The sequence below is a fragment of the Patiriisocius sp. genome (assembly GCF_051252435.1).
In the GTDB taxonomy this organism is placed as follows: Bacteria; Bacteroidota; Bacteroidia; order Flavobacteriales; family Flavobacteriaceae; genus Patiriisocius.
This window is the reverse complement of sequence record NZ_JBPOFW010000001.1, coordinates 437,615-458,520: the sequence shown is the minus strand read 5'-3', so window position 1 is coordinate 458,520 and position 20,906 is coordinate 437,615. Positions and strand designations below refer to the sequence as shown.

Annotated in this window: 25 protein-coding genes; 9 read left to right on the top strand and 16 right to left on the bottom strand. The window is 36.6% G+C overall.

Features of this window, described 5'->3' with window-relative positions; all coding sequences use genetic code 11:
* Window positions 1-146 precede the first annotated feature (146 nt).
* A complete protein-coding gene (gene fbp, locus ACSHW7_RS02015) occupies window positions 147-1,151 on the bottom strand; it encodes a class 1 fructose-bisphosphatase (RefSeq protein ID WP_435677643.1) in 1,005 nt (334 codons plus the stop codon).
* Between the two features lie 82 nt (window positions 1,152-1,233).
* On the opposite strand from fbp, the gene ACSHW7_RS02010 reads away from it, so the two are divergent.
* The 4 genes from ACSHW7_RS02010 to ACSHW7_RS01995 are packed head-to-tail and all read left to right on the top strand — an operon-like array spanning window position 1,234 to window position 5,649.
* On the top strand, window positions 1,234-1,701 hold the full coding sequence (locus ACSHW7_RS02010) for an N-acetyltransferase family protein (RefSeq protein ID WP_435677642.1): 468 nt from the start codon (window positions 1,234-1,236) through the stop codon (window positions 1,699-1,701).
* 54 nt (window positions 1,702-1,755) lie between these two features.
* A complete protein-coding gene (locus ACSHW7_RS02005; protein ID WP_435677641.1) occupies window positions 1,756-3,015 on the top strand; it encodes an aspartate kinase in 1,260 nt (419 codons plus the stop codon).
* Between the two features lie 39 nt (window positions 3,016-3,054).
* The gene (locus ACSHW7_RS02000) at window positions 3,055-4,881 is read left to right on the top strand and encodes a GNAT family N-acyltransferase (protein WP_435677640.1); all 1,827 of its coding nucleotides are present in this window, start codon (window positions 3,055-3,057) and stop codon (window positions 4,879-4,881) included.
* Between the two features lie 12 nt (window positions 4,882-4,893).
* The gene (locus ACSHW7_RS01995; protein ID WP_435677639.1) at window positions 4,894-5,649 is read left to right on the top strand and encodes a DUF5995 family protein; all 756 of its coding nucleotides are present in this window, start codon (window positions 4,894-4,896) and stop codon (window positions 5,647-5,649) included.
* Window positions 5,650-5,683: 34 nt separating this feature from the next.
* Here ACSHW7_RS01995 and ACSHW7_RS01990 read toward each other — a convergent pair whose 3' ends face one another.
* The 6 genes from ACSHW7_RS01990 to ACSHW7_RS01965 form a co-directional block, all read right to left on the bottom strand.
* Window positions 5,684-6,055, bottom strand: a complete 372-nt coding sequence (locus tag ACSHW7_RS01990) for a DUF1304 domain-containing protein (RefSeq protein ID WP_435677638.1) — start codon at window positions 6,053-6,055, stop codon at window positions 5,684-5,686.
* 4 nt (window positions 6,056-6,059) lie between these two features.
* Window positions 6,060-6,476: an arsenate reductase ArsC gene (locus tag ACSHW7_RS01985; protein ID WP_435677637.1), complete on the bottom strand. Its 417-nt coding sequence runs from the start codon at window positions 6,474-6,476 to the stop codon at window positions 6,060-6,062.
* Between the two features lie 21 nt (window positions 6,477-6,497).
* Window positions 6,498-6,989, bottom strand: coding sequence for a DUF6428 family protein (locus ACSHW7_RS01980; protein WP_435677636.1), 492 nt, complete (start codon window positions 6,987-6,989; stop codon window positions 6,498-6,500).
* Between the two features lie 19 nt (window positions 6,990-7,008).
* Window positions 7,009-7,332: an ArsR/SmtB family transcription factor gene (locus tag ACSHW7_RS01975; protein WP_435677635.1), complete on the bottom strand. Its 324-nt coding sequence runs from the start codon at window positions 7,330-7,332 to the stop codon at window positions 7,009-7,011.
* Between the two features lie 106 nt (window positions 7,333-7,438).
* Complete coding sequence (locus ACSHW7_RS01970) at window positions 7,439-7,822, bottom strand: VOC family protein (RefSeq protein ID WP_435677634.1); 384 nt, start codon at window positions 7,820-7,822, stop codon at window positions 7,439-7,441.
* A 21-nt stretch (window positions 7,823-7,843) separates the two neighbouring features.
* Window positions 7,844-8,779 (bottom strand): 2-hydroxyacid dehydrogenase, encoded by a 936-nt coding sequence (locus ACSHW7_RS01965; RefSeq protein WP_435677633.1) that lies wholly within the window; start codon window positions 8,777-8,779, stop codon window positions 7,844-7,846.
* Window positions 8,780-8,979: 200 nt separating this feature from the next.
* Between ACSHW7_RS01965 and ACSHW7_RS01960 the strand changes: the two genes are divergently transcribed.
* The 3 genes from ACSHW7_RS01960 (at window position 8,980) to ACSHW7_RS01950 (ending at window position 10,799) form a co-directional block, all read left to right on the top strand.
* Window positions 8,980-10,089 (top strand): hypothetical protein, encoded by a 1,110-nt coding sequence (locus ACSHW7_RS01960; RefSeq protein WP_435677632.1) that lies wholly within the window; start codon window positions 8,980-8,982, stop codon window positions 10,087-10,089.
* A gap of 169 nt (window positions 10,090-10,258) precedes the next feature.
* Entirely contained in the window at window positions 10,259-10,507 is a 249-nt protein-coding gene (locus ACSHW7_RS01955) for a type II toxin-antitoxin system ParD family antitoxin (RefSeq protein WP_435677631.1), read from the top strand.
* Window positions 10,500-10,799 carry a type II toxin-antitoxin system RelE/ParE family toxin gene (locus ACSHW7_RS01950; protein WP_435677630.1) on the top strand — a complete coding sequence of 100 codons (300 nt, stop codon included), beginning with the start codon at window positions 10,500-10,502 and terminating at the stop codon, window positions 10,797-10,799. Before ACSHW7_RS01955 ends, ACSHW7_RS01950 begins: the two co-directional genes overlap by 8 nt.
* 4 nt (window positions 10,800-10,803) lie before the next feature.
* On the opposite strand, the gene ACSHW7_RS01945 is transcribed toward ACSHW7_RS01950, so the two are convergent.
* The 9 genes from ACSHW7_RS01945 to ACSHW7_RS01905 form a co-directional block, all read right to left on the bottom strand.
* Entirely contained in the window at window positions 10,804-11,181 is a 378-nt protein-coding gene (locus ACSHW7_RS01945; protein WP_435677629.1) for a cupin domain-containing protein, read from the bottom strand.
* A 25-nt stretch (window positions 11,182-11,206) separates the two neighbouring features.
* Window positions 11,207-11,614 (bottom strand): acyl-CoA thioesterase, encoded by a 408-nt coding sequence (locus ACSHW7_RS01940; RefSeq protein WP_435677628.1) that lies wholly within the window; start codon window positions 11,612-11,614, stop codon window positions 11,207-11,209.
* A gap of 10 nt (window positions 11,615-11,624) precedes the next feature.
* The gene (mgtE, locus tag ACSHW7_RS01935; protein ID WP_435677627.1) at window positions 11,625-12,974 is read right to left on the bottom strand and encodes a magnesium transporter; all 1,350 of its coding nucleotides are present in this window, start codon (window positions 12,972-12,974) and stop codon (window positions 11,625-11,627) included.
* The gene (gene rsmA, locus ACSHW7_RS01930; protein ID WP_435677626.1) at window positions 12,952-13,773 is read right to left on the bottom strand and encodes a 16S rRNA (adenine(1518)-N(6)/adenine(1519)-N(6))-dimethyltransferase RsmA; all 822 of its coding nucleotides are present in this window, start codon (window positions 13,771-13,773) and stop codon (window positions 12,952-12,954) included. The genes mgtE and rsmA overlap by 23 nt, the downstream gene beginning before the upstream one ends.
* Before the next feature lie 78 nt (window positions 13,774-13,851).
* A complete protein-coding gene (locus ACSHW7_RS01925) occupies window positions 13,852-14,160 on the bottom strand; it encodes a DUF4286 family protein (RefSeq protein ID WP_435677625.1) in 309 nt (102 codons plus the stop codon).
* A gap of 52 nt (window positions 14,161-14,212) precedes the next feature.
* Window positions 14,213-14,863 carry a DUF6090 family protein gene (locus ACSHW7_RS01920; protein ID WP_435677624.1) on the bottom strand — a complete coding sequence of 217 codons (651 nt, stop codon included), beginning with the start codon at window positions 14,861-14,863 and terminating at the stop codon, window positions 14,213-14,215.
* A gap of 70 nt (window positions 14,864-14,933) precedes the next feature.
* Window positions 14,934-16,718: a tetratricopeptide repeat protein gene (locus ACSHW7_RS01915; protein ID WP_435677623.1), complete on the bottom strand. Its 1,785-nt coding sequence runs from the start codon at window positions 16,716-16,718 to the stop codon at window positions 14,934-14,936.
* Between the two features lie 252 nt (window positions 16,719-16,970).
* Window positions 16,971-18,242, bottom strand: a complete 1,272-nt coding sequence (gene serS, locus ACSHW7_RS01910; protein ID WP_435677622.1) for a serine--tRNA ligase — start codon at window positions 18,240-18,242, stop codon at window positions 16,971-16,973.
* A gap of 81 nt (window positions 18,243-18,323) precedes the next feature.
* Entirely contained in the window at window positions 18,324-18,899 is a 576-nt protein-coding gene (locus ACSHW7_RS01905; RefSeq protein ID WP_435677621.1) for a YkgJ family cysteine cluster protein, read from the bottom strand.
* A gap of 352 nt (window positions 18,900-19,251) precedes the next feature.
* Between ACSHW7_RS01905 and ACSHW7_RS01900 the strand changes: the two genes are divergently transcribed.
* Window positions 19,252-19,752 carry a GbsR/MarR family transcriptional regulator gene (locus tag ACSHW7_RS01900; protein WP_435677620.1) on the top strand — a complete coding sequence of 167 codons (501 nt, stop codon included), beginning with the start codon at window positions 19,252-19,254 and terminating at the stop codon, window positions 19,750-19,752.
* Between the two features lie 13 nt (window positions 19,753-19,765).
* Window positions 19,766-20,899, top strand: coding sequence for an efflux RND transporter periplasmic adaptor subunit (locus ACSHW7_RS01895; protein ID WP_435677619.1), 1,134 nt, complete (start codon window positions 19,766-19,768; stop codon window positions 20,897-20,899).
* The last annotated feature ends 7 nt before the right edge of the window (window positions 20,900-20,906 follow it).

The following is a 20,906-nucleotide window of genomic DNA, read 5'->3' as shown; positions in this document are numbered from 1 at the left end:
CACCAAAAATAAGATTCTTGATTGCTTCGATTTTTGAAGCAGAATCTATAGAGCCAGCTGCTTCTTCGGGGTTGTTTTTTTACTCATGGTCAATGTTTATTAAAATAAATGTACAAAAAAAGACAATACAATTCTTTATTGAAGTTTTATGCCCTTTGCATGAATTCTTCAGCTTTTTCAACCATGTTTTTACTTCCGCAGAAAAAAGATACACGTTGATGTAATTCAGTTGGTTTAATGGCTAAGATTCTCTCAAATCCATCACTCGCTTTGCCTCCAGCCTGCTCTGCCAAATAGGCCATAGGATTACATTCATAAAGTAATCTTAACTTTCCTTTTGGGTCTTTTGAAGTGCTAGGATACAAATAGATACCACCTTTTATCATGTTTCGGTGAAAGTCTGAAACCAATGATCCAATATATCTTGAAGTATAGGGCCTGTCACCTTCTTCTTTTTGGCAATATTTAATGTAATCTTTTACCCCTTGCGGAAAATGCACGTAGTTCCCTTCATTCACAGAATAAATATGGCCATCCTCTGGGAATTTCATATTTGGGTGTGATAGATAATAGGTTCCAATCGCAGGGTTTAGTGTAAATCCATTAACTCCGTGTCCCGTGGTGTAAACAATCATTGTAGAGGTTCCATACACAATGTATCCCGCAGCGACTTGTTTGTCGCCAGGCTGTAAAAAATCTTCTAATGTAACGGGTGTTCCAGCTTCGGTAACACGACGATAAATGGAAAAAATAGTACCCACAGATACATTTACATCAATATTTGAAGACCCATCGAGGGGGTCAATCAATACTACATATTTGTTGTCATTCTTTTTGTTTCGGCCAGTAATGGTAATAAAATCATCTTCTTCTTCACTGGCAATTCCGCAGACAATCTCTCTATTTGTAAGTGTTTTTATAAAAATATCATTGGCATATACATCAAGTTTTTGCTGGTCTTCGCCTTGAATATTTGTATCGCCCGCTGCACCAAGAATATCTACTAAACCTGCTTTATTCACTTCGTGATTTACCACTTTTGCGGCTAGACGAATGGAATTTATGAGCCGGGAAAGCTCTCCAGAAGAGTATTTAAACTCTGTTTGATTTTCAATAATAAATTCACCGAGTGTTTGGTTTTTGGTTGCCATGGTTTGTTGAAGCTATAGATTTGTAGCAAATATCGGTTTTTTTAAGAAAATGAACCGATATTTGTCACACAAAACCCATTCAATGAGTCACCTTGTTAGAAAAGCAACAAAAGAAGACATACCCGCCGTTCTTGAATTGATCAAGGAACTGGCCGAATTTGAAAAAGAACCCGATGCGGTGGATGTTTCTGCGGAAACATTAGTGAAAGAAGGCTTTGGAAAAGACCCATTATTCACTTGTTTTATTGCAGAAGTTGAAGGAACAATTGTAGGAATGGCGCTCATTTATTTTAGGTTTTCAACTTGGAAAGGTCGCACCCTACACCTTGAGGATTTAATTGTTCAAGAATCGCAAAGAGGAACGGGTGTGGGAGGTGCATTATTTAATCGAGTATTACAATTTGCAAAAGAGCAAAATGTAAAAAGAGCGGAGTGGGTGGTGCTGGATTGGAATGAAAACGCCATAAAGTTTTACGAAAAAAGTGGAGCAACTTTGTTGAAAGATTGGTATTTAGTTCAAATGGATGAAGAGACAATAAGAAAATATTAATAAAATTTACCTGGCATTGCAGGCAAAAAAGTAACCCATTTTTAGAGACAATTTATGAAAGTATTCAAATTTGGAGGGGCATCTGTAAAAGATGCAACAGGTGTAAAAAATGTAGTGTCAGTGCTCAAAGAGACTGGGGAGAAAGACCTGGTTGTTGTAGTTTCGGCGATGGGTAAAATGACCAATGCGCTGGAGCAAGTTGTCAATGATTACTTCGGAAATACGGCACATTTAAAAGCTTCCCAAAATGAAATTTTTGTCTATCATGAAACTATTTTAAAAGAACTTTTCATTTCAGAAAAACATCCCATTTTTAAAAAAGTGAAAGGGATAATGGCAGATTTAAACCAATTTATAACTACCACAAAATCAAAAAATCATGCCTTTGTTTATGACCAAATCGTTAGCTACGGAGAACAGATTTCGACCACAATTGTTTCTGAATATTTAAACGAATCTGGAATAAAAAATACGTGGCTCGACGCAAGAAAATGTATCGTCACCGATGCCAATTACAGGGATGCAAACATTAATTGGGAAACTACTCAAAGTGCAATTTTGCAGCACGTTTCAAAAAAAGGAATCACTATTACCCAAGGTTTTATTGGCGCCGAAGCCACGAATAACTTTACTACAACCTTGGGTCGTGAAGGGAGTGATTATACCGCTGCCATCTTTGCGTATTGTTTAAATGCAGCTAATGTAACTATCTGGAAAGATGTGCCCGGAGTACTCAATGCAGACCCACGTTATTTTGACAAAACCACATTGCTCAATCACATTTCATACAGAGAAGCGATTGAATTGGCATTTTACGGAGCGTCTGTAATTCATCCAAAAACACTTCAGCCTTTGCAGAGAAAGGAAATTCCGTTGTACGTAAAGTCTTTTCTCGATGTAAAGGGAGTTGGTACTTGCGTGGGCAAAGGAGTAACGCTCGACCCTAAAACTTCGTGCTTTATCTTAAAGAAAGATTTGGTTTTGATTTCATTGTCTGCGTTGGATTTTAGTTTTATGATGGAAAACCATATTGGCGATGTATTTAAATGGCTGCACGAATACAAAATGAAAGTGGAGATGATACAAAATAGCGCTATTAGTTTTTCGGTAGTGATAAACAACAAATATGATAATCTTGAGGAATTGCTCGCTAAGTTGAGAGCAACCTTTAGCGTTACTTGGAATGAAGGTGTTATACTATACACGGTACGACATGCTATGCCAAAAGAAATCAAACAATTAGAATCTGGAAAAACAGTTTTATTAAAGCAAGAAAGTAGAGAGACTGTCCAGCTCGTTATTAAAACTAATTAAACTCCTTTTTATCTATATTTGTAGCAACAACCCAACCGTATGAGTCTCGTTACCGTCAAAGAATTTGCCAAAGCTCTAAAAGTCGATAAATTCGGTTTTTTTGGTACGGGAATTAGTTTGGCTTTAATGCGTGTTTTGCGCCTTAATGAAATCAATAAGCGTTACGACAAAACAAAACACTTAGAAGGCCTCAATTTTTTGAATACGCTTCTCGATGAAATGGATGTTGTATTTGAAATTCCAGAAGAGGATTTAAAACGTATTCCCAAGAAAGGAGCTTTTATTACTATTTCAAACCACCCACTTGGAGGCATTGATGGAATAATTTTATTAAAAATTTTATTAGAACACCGGCCAGATTTTAAGGTGATTGCTAACTTTTTATTACATCGTATAGTGCCATTGAAGCCTTATGTAATGCCAGTAAATCCTTTTGAGAATCGCAAGGATGCACAATCAAGTTTGCAAGGACTCAAAAGCGCATTGTTGCATTTAAAAGAGGATAAACCATTGGGTCTTTTTCCTGCGGGCGAAGTATCCACAACACGTGACGAAAATCATAAAATAGTTGATAAGGAATGGGAGTTAGGCGCTATTAAAATAATTAAAAAAGCTCAAGTACCTGTAGTTCCCATATATTTCCATGCGAGAAATAGCAAGTCGTTTTATAGAATGGCAGCAATTAGTGATTCGCTTAGAACGGCTAAATTACCTAGCGAATTATTATCGCAGGGCGATCGTATCATAAAGGTGCGCATTGGTCATTCCATTTCGGTAGCAGATCAACAGGAACACGAATCTTTAGACAATTTTTCTGAATTTCTTCGGAAGAAAACCTATGTGCTTTCAAATACATTTCAGAAGAAAAAACTATTAGATAACATCCCCAAAAATTTAAAAATCCCGAAGGCACCCAAAAAGATTGCCGGGGAGATTTCAACTAAAACATTAGAAGCCGAAGTAGATGCACTTCGTGATGAAGACAAACGCCTATTGCAAAGTAAAAATTATGAGGTGTTTTTAGCTTCCGCAGAAAAAATGCCGAATATTTTACAGCAAATAGGGCGATTGCGGGAAATCACTTTTAGGGAAATTGGCGAAGGAACCAACAACGCTATTGACCTTGACCGCTTTGATGCCTATTACCACCACATGTTTTTGTGGGACAACGAGGCAAAGAAAATTGCCGGTGCTTATAGAATGGGATTGGGTTCAAAGATTTTTCCGAAATATGGAATCAACGGATTTTACCTTCAAGATTTATTCAGATTTGAGCCAGAATTGTATGAAATGATGAGCAAATCTATTGAAATGGGTCGCGCATTTATCATCAAAGAATATCAGCAAAAACCTATGCCGTTGTTTTTACTGTGGAAAGGAATTGTTCATACAACATTGCGTTTTCCAGAACATCGTTTTTTAATCGGTGGAGTGAGTATCAGCAATAAATTTTCTGAATTTTCAAAATCGTTGATGATTGAATTTATGAAATCCAACTATTATGATCCGTGGGTTGCTCAATACATCAATCCTAAAAAAGAATACAAAGTAAAACTTAAAGATGCTGACAAAGATTTTATTTTTGATGAAAGCGAAGCAGATTTAAACAAGTTTGACAAAATCATTGATGAAGTAGAACCGGGAAGTTTGAGAATGCCGGTACTTATAAAAAAATACATCAAGCAAAATGCAAAAGTGGTGGCTTTCAATGTGGATCCACTATTCAATAATGCAATTGACGGATTGATGTACATTAGAATTGCAGATCTCCCAGAAAGTACCGTAAAACCTGTTATGGAAGAGTTTCAAGCAGAGCTTGAAAAAAAATACACCAACGGAAACGGACAAAAAACCGAAGAAGAATAAGCACTAATCACTATGCGAATCGCGTCAACCATCAACGAAGTAATTGAAATCCTAGATGAAATTATTGCGGTTGAAGTTGCCCAAAATAGTGCCATGGCTTTCTTTCCCGTCCTCTATAAAAAAGTGACCGAACGTATTCGAGACGGAATTATTAATAGCGATTTTCAAGACAATCCACGAATGGAACGCCTCGATGTTCTCTTTGCAAATAGATATTTACAGGCCTATTATAATTACAAATTGGGCAAGGAAATTACTAAAAGTTGGCAGCTTACTTTTGAAGCTACTAAGGAAGATTCTGTAATAATTTTACAACATATTTTACTGGGTATTAATGCACACATTAATCTTGACTTGGGGATTGTTGCTTCGCAAACCGTTGGAAACGGAAATCCATTAGCGCCTTTTAGGGAAGACTACGACAAGATTAATGATATTTTGAGGAACATGGTGCAGAGCATGCAGACCAGCATCAATACTGTGTCGCCACTGCTCATTTTATTGGAATGGATTGGGAAAGGCAAAGAAGATAAGTTGGCGGCATTCAGCATCAACGTTGCCCGCGATGGTTCGTGGCTATTCTCAAATCAATACCATAATTCCATAAATCAAACTTCTGAAATTTTAAGGCGAGACAAAATCATTGCTGTTTTAGCTGCCGAGCTGAGCAACGTCAAAAGTAAAATGTTGAGGTTTGTCATTAAAATAGTTCGCTTTTTTGAATCTAAAAAAGTATCAAAAGTAGCTGCGAGCCTTGAAAATGCGTAGTTATTTCTCTTAGGAAATGAGCTAAAAAATCAAACTACATAAGTTTCATAACAATCAATAGAACTAACGTAAGCAACGCAGGAGCCGCTTGAACATAGGTGATTTTTTTGCTCACGGTCATCCCCCCATAAATACCGGCAATAGCAACACAACTTAAGAAAAATACCGAAATATTGAATTTCCAATCAAGGTCTGAAATAAAAAATGTCCAAATCAATCCTGCTGCCAAAAAGCCATTATACAGCCCTTGATTTGCTGCCATCGACTTGGTCTTTGGGAATAGGTCTTTTGGAAACCCTCTAAAAATTTTAGGCCCTTTTGTTGTCCAAGCAAACATTTCAAAATAAAGAAAATAGAGATGCAAAAATGCTATCAGTGCAATGAGAATACTTATTAGTATCGACATGATTTTATAGGTTGGTTGCTATAAAATTACGACAATATTCTTTAATCTCATCTCTGGATTTTGCAAAAGCAGCTTCGGTCTCTTCTTTATTGCCAACAAATTTTGATGGGTCATAAAAGTTTTTGTGGAGCCGTTTTGCATTTGGTGCTGGAATAAACGGACAGTTTTCATAGGCGTGGTCACAAACGGTAATAATGAAATCCCAATCAATTCCTGCATATTCATCCACGTGATTTGAAGTATGTTTTGAAATATCAATCCCGTCCTTTTTCATAGTAGCGGCAGCTCCAGGATTAATGCCGTGAGTTTCAATGCCCGCACTATAAAAATTTGCACGGTCACCGGCAAGATTATTTAAATATCCATGTGCCATTTGGCTTCGGCAACTATTGCCTGTACAAAGTATGAGTATATTTTTCATGTTTATTTCAGTATGAATAATTTAACAACATCCACTATCTGGAGCACATTGACTCGCATTTGCTGTGGCGGCGGCAGGTTCAACAACGCCACAAAGTTCTTTTGCTTTACAATCGGTTTTAGCAATTGCAAGATTGAACATCAAATTATTTCCATGGATTTCATAATCATTGACAAACAATTGCGCCGTGTGAAAAAGTGAATTACTGTATTCAAATTTTACTTCGGAAGCAAGGTCGTACGCTTTTATTTCCCCCACTTTATTTAAAATACCAAGTGCTTTGAAACACGACATAAATTCGGTTTTTCCTATTTCCGAAGGACTTTCCCATAATTGGATTATCGTTTCATTCCAGCTATCCATTTGAGCGCCACAATCCACCGAGTCAATTTTTAAATGCTTGACCTCAGTAATGTGATAATTTGCGGGAACTATTTGCCCCGCAGTGTATTGAAATAAGAGCGATTTGTCTTTGTGGTCGTTGAGAATGGTAAATAATTCTTGCGTTTTCATGTTCTGTTTTTTTAGTGTTTTAACAACATTTAGCTTCGGTACTTTCAAAAAATTCTTGGAACAAATCCTTGAGTTCATTTAGTTTGTCAACATTAATACGATAGTATTGGCTTTTACCTTCAAATTTACTTTTAAGCAAGCCAGATTTTTTGATGACTTGTAAATGCTGCGAAGTAGTAGGCTGCGAAAGTCTTATTTTTTCTGAAATATCCTTACACAAACAACCGTCGCAATCACCGATATAATTAAGAATAGCCACACGGGCAGGATTTGAAAGTACCTTTGCGTAGTCTGCCAGTTTGTTTGCCTGTAGCGGATGAATGTGTCTCTTTGTAATGCCCATGATTTTCAGTATAAATTTAATATAGCAATATTACGATATTATTTTTTAAAGCAAGGACTAATTCTGAAATTTATTTTGCTTAAAAAATTAGTTGTTAGTGTATTGGCTATTGAAAAGCAGTATCAATGGGTTCCCAGAGTTCAATTTTGTTGCCGTCGTTGTCCATGATATAGCCAAATTTCCCATAATCGAATTCCTGAATTTCCCCAATAATCTCAACACCTTCTTTTTTTAAAAGTTTCATTAGCTCGACCAAATTTTCAACACGGTAATTGAACATAAAGTCTTTTTTTGAAGGCTCGTAATAATCGGTGTCTTTGCTAAAGGGACTCCATTGCGTAGAGCATTTGTTGCCATTTTCGTCTTTCCACCAAAATGTGCAGCCCCAATCGTCTGTATTAAAACCTAAGTGTTTTTTATACCATTCCTTCGTTTCTTTTGGGTCTGTAGCTTTAAAGAACAAACCGCCAATTCCCGTTACTCTTTTCATATCTATTGATTTAGGTTGTTATTACTTAAAAGTATCAATAATTTTTTCAACGATGGTCTCGGCAAGTTTTATTTTACTTTCAACGGTCCATCCAGCAATGTGCGGACTTAATATCACATTGTCCATGGTGAGCAGTTCTTTAAATTCGGGTGACATTTCTGAAGAAAATAGATGCTCAAAAGAGAGCTTTTCATATTCTAGAACATCCAATCCCGCGCCTAAAATTTTTCCGCTCTTTAATGCTGTTACCAAATCTTTTGTCACCACGCTTTTTCCTCGTGCCGTATTGATGAGCCAAAAAGGTTTTTTAAAACCGTTGATAAAATCTGCATCCACCATTTTATTTGTCTGCGGTGTCCAGGGCGTGTGCAGACTCACAACATCCACCATTTCCTGAAATGTTTTTAACGATACTTGTGTAGCATTTTTATTGCCGACGTCCTCTTTAATGTCGTAACAAAAGGTAGTACAGTTGAACCCCTTCAGTTTTTTTGCAAAGGATTTGCCCATATTTCCGTAGCCGATTAACCCCACGATTTTGCCATCGAGTTCTACGCCCCGATTTCCTTCTCTATTCCATTGCCCCGCTTTTACTTCTCGGTCTGCGCGGTTGAGGTTGTTGAAGAGCGATAATAACATGCCCAACGCATGTTCACCCACCGCGTTTTTATTTCCCTCGGGAGCTGCGATGAGTTGGATGTCTTTAGACTCGGCATACGGGATGTCAATACTCTCCAATCCCGCACCCACGCGTGCGATAAATTGTAACTGCGTTGCGGCGTCTATAAATGTTTTGTCAATGTTGAAACGGCTTCGTATCACAATACCATCATACTCCGCAATACGTTGCTCAACCACTTCTTTTGCCGAAGTATAATCCTCATCATTCTCAAACCCTGCCGCGGCTAATTGCTCGATGAGCAAAGGGTGATTATTATCAAGGTGTAGTATTTTCATTTTTCTTCCCTTCTGAAATTTGCTTCAAGTTACAAATTAAAGTTGTTTGAAGATAGTGGTAGGGTATTATGGGATTGTTAAATTGTGGATTTCAGAAACAACTAAAGAAAGGTGTTGATATCCAGTTTATTATTCCGTATATATTGTATAAATTGCGTTGTATAAAGAGTTACCTGCAATTATAACCAACCAATAAACATATGTCATACTTTTCAGATAAGTCCGCCGATGAAGATTCAAGAAGAAATGATGCATTTAAATTTTTGATTGCAATGCGAGAGGCTTTGTCGATTGCTAAAAGAAGTGCTCAACCTGTTCCGTATAAAAAAACAAGAGATTTAATTCACGATTTCAGTCCAGAACTTCACGAAGAAATTTCAGAATTAATAACTAAGCGAAACCCAAGTGATTTAGTAAAATACTATACTCAAAAAGCTGATTTATTGAGTAAGGAAAAAGGGAAAGAAATAAAACCTGAAATGATTATTGAAACGGACTTATCAGCTGAAAAAAGACTTTTAGATTTAGGAGAAGATGTTGGACTTATTAAAAGACGGATTTACGAACTTCAAACAGCATTAGAACATTTCCAACCTGAAGATATTTCAGAAAACTTTATATTAAATCACGATTTTACGCTTGTTAATAGACATCGCTTTTTTGAGAAAAAGATTTACGACAACGCAAAAGTCAAAGATTACAAACTGACTGGAAATCGAATTTTAAGAATGAGATTACTACACCCAGATAAAGCCGAACGAATAATTGGTTCAGATTTGGTTTATGAGCAATTCGATTTGAAAAATGAAAAAGTACGTTTTATTCATTTGCAGTATAAAACTTGGAATTCAAATGTTCTTTATTTTTCGCAAGGAAATGTGCTTGACCAAATAGAAAAATTAAATGACAATATTTATCAATCTGGTTATTGTGCGAATAGTCAAAACAAAAGGCATTCATCTAATTATAGATTTCCATATTGTTCTGCATATTTGAGACCGACCACATATTTGACAAAACCGGATTCTACTCTGATTTCAACCGGAACTCATATTCCGATTTGTATGGTTAAAAAAATCAAGGAGAACGATGTTAAAGTAGATAAGAAAAATACAAAGGGAAAATCTATTGGGAACCGAATTTTCGAAGAATTGTTTATAGATAATCATTTAGGTTCGAGATGGATTCCAATCGACGAATTGGAACAGTTTTACCAAGATAAAGGAATTAATAGCGAAACTGGTCGAATTAGAGTTCACGCTCAAGAAGTGATTATTCAGTCAGAACAAGAAAAAAATAACAGCAGATAACACCTGATATAAATCACTATCCTTAAAATGTCAACTTCTATATCTTAGGATACTCCCTCTACGTTTTCTAATCTTCAACTTCCTTTATATCCTTCACTGCTAATTTCTAAAAAACAGCAAATTTGCAATAGTTACCAAAAATTGGTAGATTTGAAAAAATCAATTTGTTATGAAAAACACATCCATATCCCTCGGAGATTATTTTGACCAATTTGTGAGTTCACAAGTTTCGGTTGGGAGATACAAAAATGTGAGCGAGGTAATTAGAGCTGGACTTCGGCTTTTAGAAAATGAGGAAAATAAAGTAATTGCTTTAAGAAATGCCATCCAAGAAGGGATTGAAAGTCCAATGGTAGAAAATTTTGACTTTGAAGAGAATCTTAAAAATCTAAAAGCTGAAAAAAGAAAGAATGGTTAAAATTTCTTTTAGACAAAATGCTAATGATGATTTAAATAATATTTGGAATTATACGTATGAAAATTGGTCTGAAACTCAAGCAGACAAATATTACGAATCTATTAAGTTTGAGTGTCAAGCAATCGCAAAGAACCCAGAATTGGGAAATGCTTACAATGGAATAAATAAAAATTTACTTGGGTTAAAATCTGGAAAACACATCATATTTTATACTTCTGTTTTTGAAAATAAGATTGAAGTTATAAGAATATTACACGAAAGAATGGATTTGAAAAGTAGGGTAGTTGAATAAAAAACTAAATCCTAGGATACTCCGTCTGCGTTTTCTCATCCTGCACTTCCCCAGTATGCTTTGTCGCTAGTTTTTCAAAAAGTAAAACATGCACCTCTTCTTTGCCCACACTTTTAGGGCAGTGATCCACGCCTTTGGGCACTACGATAATTTCACCTTCATTTACTAGTTCCATCCACTCTTTGTCTTTGGTACGAAAATGCATTTCAAGCGTTCCTTTCTGCACAAAAAACAACTCGTCTTCCTCTTTGTGGTTATGCCAAACAAACTCCCCTTGAAGCTTTGCTAAAAGAACTTGCATGTCATCCACGGTTGCAATTTGGTGTGGATGCCATTGCTTGTTGAACTTTCCAAATTTTTCTTTTACGTTGATTGGTTTCATATTGTGAGTTTATGATTTTTGAGCTTTAAAACAAAGAGCTTATTTCTTCAGTAATCTTCGTAGGGCGCAGTGTGTTACTATTAAGTAGGCACCACTTTGTATTTGCTTCGACGAGCGTTTTATTATCGCTGGGTCTTGTTATTTTATAATGACGGTCACACTTTACACCGTTAATGGAATCTACCCAAGTTTCGACAACCAATTCGTCGCCCTCGAATGCGGATGATTTATAAGAAATAAAGTGGTTCAAAACATACCACACGTAGTCTTTTTGCAAGGTTTCGGTAGTGTTTGTATTCCAGTGTGCTCCGGCAACATCTAGGCACCATTGCAAATACACTAGATTATTAACGTGCTTATTCGCGTCAATGTGTTCTTCGGAAACTTTAATGTTAATAGAGAATCTGTGAGGTTGTGACATTTCCGAAGTCATTTTAAAAAGTTTAAAATCCGAGTATCAATTTTGCAATATAAAAGAAGAGAAAAATTCCGAAGATATCATTACTCGTCGTAATAAATGGACCCGTTGCAATCGCTGGGTCAATACCTCTTTTATCCAAAATTATTGGAACAAATGTGCCTACGAGCGCGGCCACAATAATTACTGAAAGCATAGAAACCGCAATCGTAATGCTGACCAATTGGTCTTGTCCCACAATAAAACCGAACAAAATAACAAGCAAACCTAACGTGGTCCCGTTAATAAGTGCCAGCCCAACTTCTTTAAGTAATCTATTGAAAAGACTTCCTTTTACGTTGTCATTTGCAAGTCCTTGTACAATAATGGCACTCGATTGAACGCCCACATTTCCAGCCATCGCGGCGATAAGTGGAGTGAAGAAAAATAGAATAGGGAAGCTGCTCAGTGCCTCTTCAAAGCCTTGCATGATATACACACTCCCAAGTCCGCCAAAAAGCCCCAAAACAAGCCAAGGAAGGCGTGCACGGGTTAATTGCCAAATACTGTCATCTGCTTCAACATCCTGCGAAATACCTGCCGCCATTTGGTAATCTTTGTCAGCTTCCTCTTTAATATAATCTACAATATCATCAATGGTAATGCGACCTACGAGAATGCCACTTTCATCTACAACCGGTATGGCTTCGAGGTCATATTTTTGCATGATTCTCGCTACTTCGTCATTATCTGTGTGTACGGTTACGTAGTCCACTTTAGGGATAAAAACATCGCTGATTTTTGTTTTTTCGCTAGCCGTCAATAAATCTTTTAGTGATAAGCGCCCAGTAAGTTTTCCTTCTTTGTCAGTCACGTAAATTGAATGTACACGGGTTACATTTTCGGCTTGACGGCGCATTTCTCGCACACATCCTGCTACTGTCCAGGTTTCTTTAACTTGCACTAATTCCTTTGCCATTAAAGCTCCGGCAGTGTCTTCGTCATAGGCAAGAAGCTCTTGAATATCTGCTTTGTGATCCTCATCTTTAATCTCACCAATCACCTCTTTTTGAATGTGGTCATCGAGTTCGGCAATAATATCTGCCGCGTCATCGGTATCCAGTTCTTCAAGTTCTTCGGCAATTTCTTTAGGGGAGAGGCGGCTTAATATTTTTTCTCTAACATCATCGTCAAGCTCCATTAAAGCCTCACCGGTTAACTCGCTTTCTAAAGATTGAATAAGAAAAGTTGCCTCGTCGCTATTGAGTTCTTCAAGAATTTCGGCAATGTCAGCAAAGTGATAATCTTGTAAAAGATCATGCAAGGCATTTCCATCTCTGTTAGAAATGAGCCTTTCAATATTCTCTAGAAATTCAGTCGTTAGTAGAAATTGCATCTGCTTCCAGTTTTTGGGTGAGTTCAATAAATTGGGCAACCGAAAGCTGTTCGGGCCTTTGCCCAAAGATAATATCTTCTTTTAGTTTATCTGAAATATCAAACGATTTTAAAGAATTTCTCAATGTTTTTCTTCGCTGCTGAAATGCGGTCTTCACCACTTTTTTTAGCATCTGTTCCTCAACAGGAATGGAAAAGTCTTTTTTACGCGTCAATCTCAGCACACCGCTATCCACTTTAGGTGGCGGTACAAACACATTGGGAGGAACAGTAAATAGATATTCGGCATCATAATAAGCTTGCGTTAAAACCGAAAGAATACCGCGTGCTTTTGTTCCTTCTTTAGCACAAATGCGTTCAGCCACTTCTTTTTGAAACATGCCCGTAAATTCTGGAACCTGCTCTTTTATTTCAAGCGTTTTAAAAACTATCTGTGTGGAAATGTTATAGGGAAAATTACCCGTAATCGCAAATTGCTCTTCGCCAAAATAATCCTGCAGGTCTTCCCTTAAAAAGTCGGCTTCAAGGATTTGTAGGTTTTCTTGTGGAAAAGCTTCGGTTAAATGTTGAATGGATTCACTATCCACATCCATCGCAATGAGGTTGATATCTTTTTCGACCAAGTATTTTGTGAGCACTCCAGTTCCTGGGCCAATTTCTAACACATTTTTATATCCTTTTTGCGTGAGCGTATTTGCAATATCCAGCGCTACACTTTCATCATTTAAAAAGTGTTGCCCTAAATGTTTTTTTGCACTTACGCCCGTGGCGTGGTCTTTAATGTATCTTTTTTTGGCCATTGAATGGGATGTTTTATTTCTTCGGAAATGTGCAGTTTATTATATTAATTGTGTTTCATTTCCGCGGAAGCGAAATTATTACTGCTCGCAAATTACTTGTAACTCTGTTCTAAAAGCAACGAATTTACCTTCAAAAGGTTTGCTTTGTGCTCGGAGGGTTTCGGCGTCTTCAGCGTAGTATTTTTCTAGTGTTGCTTTACTGTCTGTGGTATATTGAACCGAATACGTAACGCCACCCATATCTTCTTCCACTTGCACTTTTGTCATTAACGCCTTGCTGAATTTCCTCGTGTCCAGCATGGCAGGAATATGCTCGGTTTTCATCCATTCGAGCCATCGATCATGGACGCTGTTTTCTATATTAATGGTTACGTTATAAATGTACATTTTTAAAAGTTTGTAATTAAAATTTAATAATATTAAGGATTAAGTAAAATTCCTATTGGCCGTATTTTTTTAAAAACACATCAATTTTCTCCTGTGTAGTTTTATTCTGCCCCAATCTTGCCTGCAATATATATTTGTAGGCAATGATAGCATTTTTAAATTCTATATTCTTGAAAATTAAAGGGTCTTGGACGAGACCAGAATTCATATCCACATTTTTCATAACGTATGGATATAAATAATTTGAATATGTATCTGCTAGTGCTTCATCTAGACCTGAAGCCCAATTGTAATATTCATAAAGTGTAATGATATCATCTCGCAATTGAAAATCATCCATAAAGCGAATATCTCCAGATTCTTTGAGCGAATTGTATGCCGTTATTTTAAAATAACTGGCCTCGAAATTTAATAACTTATAAACCTTTTCACTTATGGAACGAACTTCTGCGGCATTATCAACTTCGGCTAAAATTGAATTTATGGTATTTAAAGTTTCTTGTGTCGATTTTAACGAACGCTCCATCCGAGTATCATTAAATTGCGACTCCTCAATAATATTGGTAATGTGTCTTTCTATTAAAGCAGTTTCTCTCTTATTTTCTCTGCATGTATTAAGCTGAAATGCTAGCAAAATACCTATTACCACAACAATAAATTCAAGGAAGTGGTTTAGCCAATCTATTTTTCGTGTTCCTCTCATAGTACGTTAATTTACGAAAATAATTTGCTTAGGAAAAACAGGTTTTGGTAACTTAAAAAAGTAAAAGGAATTATTCTATTTCATCCCCACGTAACATTCTAAAGCGTTTTCGGGCTTCGACAAAGTAAATACTGTCTGCAAAATTGAAAATTATTTGCTCGTAATATTCTTTAGCTTTTGCCTCATTTTGAAGTTCGTTTTCGTACAACTTTGCCAATCGATAATAGGCGTCATCGGCAAGAATGTCTGTTTTGTAGAGTTCGATGAGTCTTAAATAATTGGCTTCTGCTTTTGTGTATTGTTTTGTTTTTTCAAAAAGTTCGCCTTGTTTCAGCAATGCTTCATCTTCTATTTTTTCGCCTTTGTGGTTGGTCAAAATATCATCAAGTTGGGTAATGGCCTCGGTGTTTTTATTCTGAAGTGCCAACAAATCTGCTGTTGCAAATTTCTTTAAAGCGGTTTGTAAAGAATCTTCCAGCGAATTATCGTGAATCATCAACGCAAGTTGTAATGCGTCATTAGCAATGAGTTGCGAGGCAGATTTGCGAAGTACATCTACTTGTGCTTTTGCCCAGACGAAGTCCCCTTTAAAATAACTGGTGCGCGCTACTTTAAATCTTGCTTCCTGCGCCAAAACATCACTATCTACCATTTTTTGAATTTGAGAATAATATATTAACGCGCGATTAAATTTTTCATCAAAAACCAAAATATCGGCAAGCTCCATTTTTACATGTGCTTCTTGGTATTTTGTTAATTGTTCATCTGAAAGTGCTTTTAAATTATCAATGGCTTTATCCACTTTTTTTGCATCGAATGCTAGAAAATGATTGTAGTCAATCTGCAGTTGATAGGTGTTTCTTCCTGCGCCATATTCGGTAATTAATGCTTCAAATTCTTCTTCTAATTTTGGATATTCTTTTTCTTCGCTCGTCTTTAATTTAACACGCATTAAATATTGATTTGCCTGCAGTTTTGCACTCGGAGTAGCCGAATTTTCAATAATGAAATTGATAATTTCTGTGGCATTTTCATAATCTTCTTCGGCAATGGTGATGAGTGCTAAATCTGTCATTGCGCCAAGGTTGACTTCATCGGTTCTTTTATAGATGGCTTTCTCTTGCGCGAATGCTTTTTTAAATTCTTTTTGCTGAATAAATAACCAACTCAACAATTCGTTGTACAACAAATCAGGTGATTCCTGTGATTTTTTTAGCAACGTTTTCCGAAGAATAACATTGGCTTCATTTTCGGGGTCTTCGTTGACGTAAAGGCTAAAATTTCGCTGTGCAATACTTTTATAGGCCGGTTTACTCTGCATCAAATCAATGTAGCGGCTAAACATAAGTTCCAGTTTTCCCTGCTCGCCGTAAAGTCGCGCAAGCTGTATGTTGAAATCAACCTCAGGGTTAATTTCCATTCCTTTTTCGTAGGCAATTACGGCTTGGTCGAGAAGGCTGTATTTTTCAAAATATTTAGCAATAATGGAAGCGTAATTGGGTTGCTCGTCAATTGCTTGGATTGCTTTGTTGTAGTTGGTCAAGGCAAGTGTGTCTCTATTCTGCAAAGCGAAATTATACCCTAAATCCACATAGAACTGGGGTTGGGTTCTTCGAGAAGTAATTTTTTCTTCGAGGAGTTTTTCGGCTGCTTCAAAGTTTTCTAATTGTTGATAGGACTCTACAAGTGCAGAAAGATAATCGGTTTTGTAGGGCGATTCGGCATATAGTTTTTGATAAATCGAAATAGCTTTTTCGTAATCTCCTTTTTCAAAATAATTTCTAGCCAAAAGCTCACTTTGGGCAAAGGTGGTTGCTCCTACGAAAAGAAAAAATACGATGAATAAATTGCGCATAGGTAAATATAATGAAATTCAAATTTCAGAAAGGAGAAATATGAATTTGTTCCTTGTTATTCGTTCAAAGATTGCGCCAAATTTAATCCCCTAACCCCTCCGAGTGAGTGGATTTTGCGAGTTTTGTTTAATAGTTTATTGAAATTCAATTTTTCGGCTTAAAAAATGGTAAAGCTGTCAATGTCAATCTGCTTTACCTACACAACATCACGGTTCCTCTCCCTTGGAGGGGCTAGGGGAGGCCAAAACCCTCTACGAAATCATATCAAAGCCACAATAGGGCACCAATACTTTTGGGATTTTAATTCCTTCTGGCGTTTGGTAATTTTCTAGAATTCCCGCGAGTACTCTAGGCAGTGCCAATGCGCTTCCGTTGAGCGTGTGTGCTAGTCTATTATTACCATCGCTGTCCTTAAAACGCAATTTTAATCTATTTGCCTGAAAGGCTTCAAAATTTGAAACTGAACTAATTTCCAGCCATCTATCTTGTGCTGTTGAAAACACTTCAAAGTCGTATGTTAATGCAGAGGTAAATCCTAAATCTCCACCACACAGACGCAAAATTCTAAACGGTAATTCTAATTCTCTTAAAATTTCGGTTACGTGATCTACCATTCCATCGAGCGCTTTATAACTGTTGTCCGGGTGTTCGATGCGCACGATTTCAACTTTATCAAATTGGTGCAATCTGTTCAGTCCTCGCACGTGTGCGCCATAGCTACCTGCTTCTCTTCGGAAACAAGGTGTATAACCAGTACATAGAATGGGGAGGTCACTTTCGTTGACTAAATCGCCACGAAACATATTTGTCACTGGAACTTCAGCCGTTGGAATTAAATATAAATCATCTTCGCCCACATGGTACATTTGCCCTTCTTTGTCTGGCAATTGTCCCGTTCCAAAACCGGAAGCTTCATTCACTAAATGCGGAACTTGATATTCGGTATAGCCTGCAGCGGTATTTTTATCTAAAAAATAGGCTATCAATGCGCGTTGTAGTCTGGCTCCTTTTCCTTTATAAACTGGAAAACCTGCGCCTGTAATTTTTACACCCAACTCAAAATCTATCAAGTCGTATTTTTTTGCCAACTCCCAATGCGGCATTGCACCATCTGCCAACACAGGAATATTACCTTCGCGAAATGTTTCCTCGTTATCATTTTCGTCAGTACCCGCTGGAACTAGCGTATTTGGAATGTTGGGAATGGTATAGAGTAATTTTTGAAGTTCTTCAGTTACGGCGGTTAACTCATCGCCCAAGGTTTTAGACGTTTCTTTGAGTGTGGTGGTTTTCTCTTTAAGTACGTTTGCTTCTGCAGCTTTTCCAGATTTGAAAAGATTACCAATTTCTTTTGACAAGGAGTTTGACTCGGCGAGGGTGTCGTCTAATTGTGCTTGTGTTGCACGACGTTGCTCATCTGCTTTTAATATTGCATTTAGCACCTCATTAGCATCAATGCCTCTTTTTGCAAGGGCTGTAATATATGCATCTTTGTGCTCGCGAATCTCTTGTACTTGTAACATTATCGTCTTAATTTTTATAAGCTGTAAAGTTACACAGTCTGTAGTGATTACAAAATTAACATAGAAGGAAAATAGAGAATATTAATTAAGCGAAACCCCAAAGTTTTCAGTCAATAAACTATCGAGTTCTTTAAGGTTTGCTATTAATTCTAAATGCTCTGTAGTTACTGATGATTCTAGCTTTGTTTTAAGCAGTAATTTTTTCAATTCGGCCATTTTGAAATAGAACGATTGCGAGTTGAGAGTGTAACCAAGTTGTCCTACTTTTTTCTCAACAGTAGCTTTTTTAATTTTCACCAAAGCAACAACATCAACAGCAGTATCAAATGCTAATTTGTTCTCGTCAACCGATTTTAAAAGTTCGCATTTAAACTTCGCACATTGCTTAGGTCTATTTTCGTAAATGGTACAACTATTACAAAAGCTGGGGCAGGGATGAAGAATAAATCCGTTATCTCCAGCTGTTTCAATGGTCATTACTTTTTTTAACGCTGGCAATTCTTCTTTATCGAGTTGCACATATCCAATTAACGTACCGTCACAACAAAGCCCGCAGGCTAAACAAATATTTGATGAATCACTCATGGCTTCTTTCTTAATACTTGTTTGTTTTTGAAGAGAATCTCCAAAACCTACTATGTAGCGTATGTGGTGCAAGGTATCACATTTCCGAAGAGAAAATGGAACTTTTAATACCTATTTGACAGCATTGTGATGACTACGATTATCAAAATCAAAATAATGATAATGGATTGCATGTCTCGCTGCTGGTTCTTCTTTGAATTTTTATTGAGCATCTTAAATTTTATTGCTGAAATGTGCTTTACATTAAACAGAATAAAGATAACAAAAAGAGAATGCGTGATACCAAAATTATAGCATTTCATTTTTAGAAAAACATTTAACAAACTTTAACTTCGTTTAGTTCGGTTTATTCCGAACTAACTTATACTTTTGCTTTGCAATTTTAAAACAAGGGTTTTTATTTCCTAAATTATAGAAAACAACAATGAAAGATAACGTTTGTCAAGAGAAGATGGCTCTGGTTGAAAAGCTTGGAGTTCACATTGAAAAAAAGGATCAGTTAGCTCCCGTTGCTGCCCGCATATTATCCTTTATCATCCTCACGGGTAAAAAAGGAGCGACTTTTGAAGATTTAGTTCAAACACTTTGCGCTAGTAAAAGCACGATTTCCACGCATCTCAATCATCTACAAGATTTAAATAAGATTGAGTATTTCACAAAAACCGGTGACCGAAAAAAATACTTTACCATCAATAAAAACAGTGTTATACAGCGAATAGAAAACATTATTCAAGAATGGCAAGAGGTTAAAGAGTTGCATTCAGAAATCAAAAATTATAAAGAAACAATCAACGCCAATGTTGAAACGGAAGAAGAAAAATTTGATTTGAATTTTCATAATGACTACATCAAATTTATAGACAGCGCAAGAGCCTCCATTGAAGAATTAAAGACAAGATTATTAAATAACCAATTTGACATTTAAACCAGAAAGAAATATGAAAATCAATAATCTTATAGCGGTAGTAATATTTAGTACGTTTTCAGCTTTTATAAGTTGTGGCGAAAAGCAAGATAGTGATCAAGCAGCGCAACAAGCACCTCCCCAATCATTTCCCGTTACCCAAATACAAACTAAAACAGTTACGGGATATCAAGAATACCCAACAAATTTAGAGGGAATTGTAAATAGCAATGTACGCGCAAAAACTTCAGGATATATACAAAAGGTTTTTGTTGATGAAGGGCAAAAAGTGCGTAAGGGAGATGTTTTATTTAAACTAGAAACACAAACGTTAAATCAAGATGCTGGTGCAGCGCAAGCGCGAATTAATGCTGCCCAGGTTGAGGTTGATAAGTTAGTTCCGTTGGTAGAGAAAAATATTATTAGCAATGTTCAATTAGAAACTGCGAAAGCCAACTTGGCTCAAGCAAAAGCAAGCTATAACAGCATTGCAGCAACCATAGGGTATGCAACTGTAAAAAGCCCCATAGATGGTTTTGTGGGAACTATAAAATATAGAGAAGGTACGTTGGTGAGCCCCAGCGACCCAGACCCATTGACTACGGTTAGCGATATTAGTAAGGTGTATGCGTTTTTCAGTTTAAATGAAAGTCAGTATTTGGATTTCCTTCAAAATGCTGAAGGTAAAAATGTTGAAGAAAAATTAGCCAACTTTTCAGATGTGAGTTTGGTACTTGCAAATGGAAGTACGTATTCAGAAAAAGGAAAAATACAGACAAGCTCACGTCAAATAAATCAAAGTACTGGAACGGTAAGTTTGAGAGCCGTGTTTGATAATCCAAACCAGTTGTTGACCAATGGAAATAGTGGTACCATTAAAATACCTACGGTTTATGAAAATGCAATTGTAATTCCTCAGCAGGCCACTTATGAGCAACAAGGAAATATTATGATCTTCAAATTGGGGGAAGGCAACAAAGTAATCAACACGATTGTAAAAGTTAAAGCAGCAATTGACAATTTATATGTTTTAGAATCTGGTGTAACAGACACAGATAAAATTGTTGCTGCAGGTGTTGGCAAATTAAAAAATGATATGGTTATAGCTCCTAAAGAAGTCTCCTTTGATGAGGTTATCAAGCCCATCACAACCATGTTTAAAAACTAGAAACCTC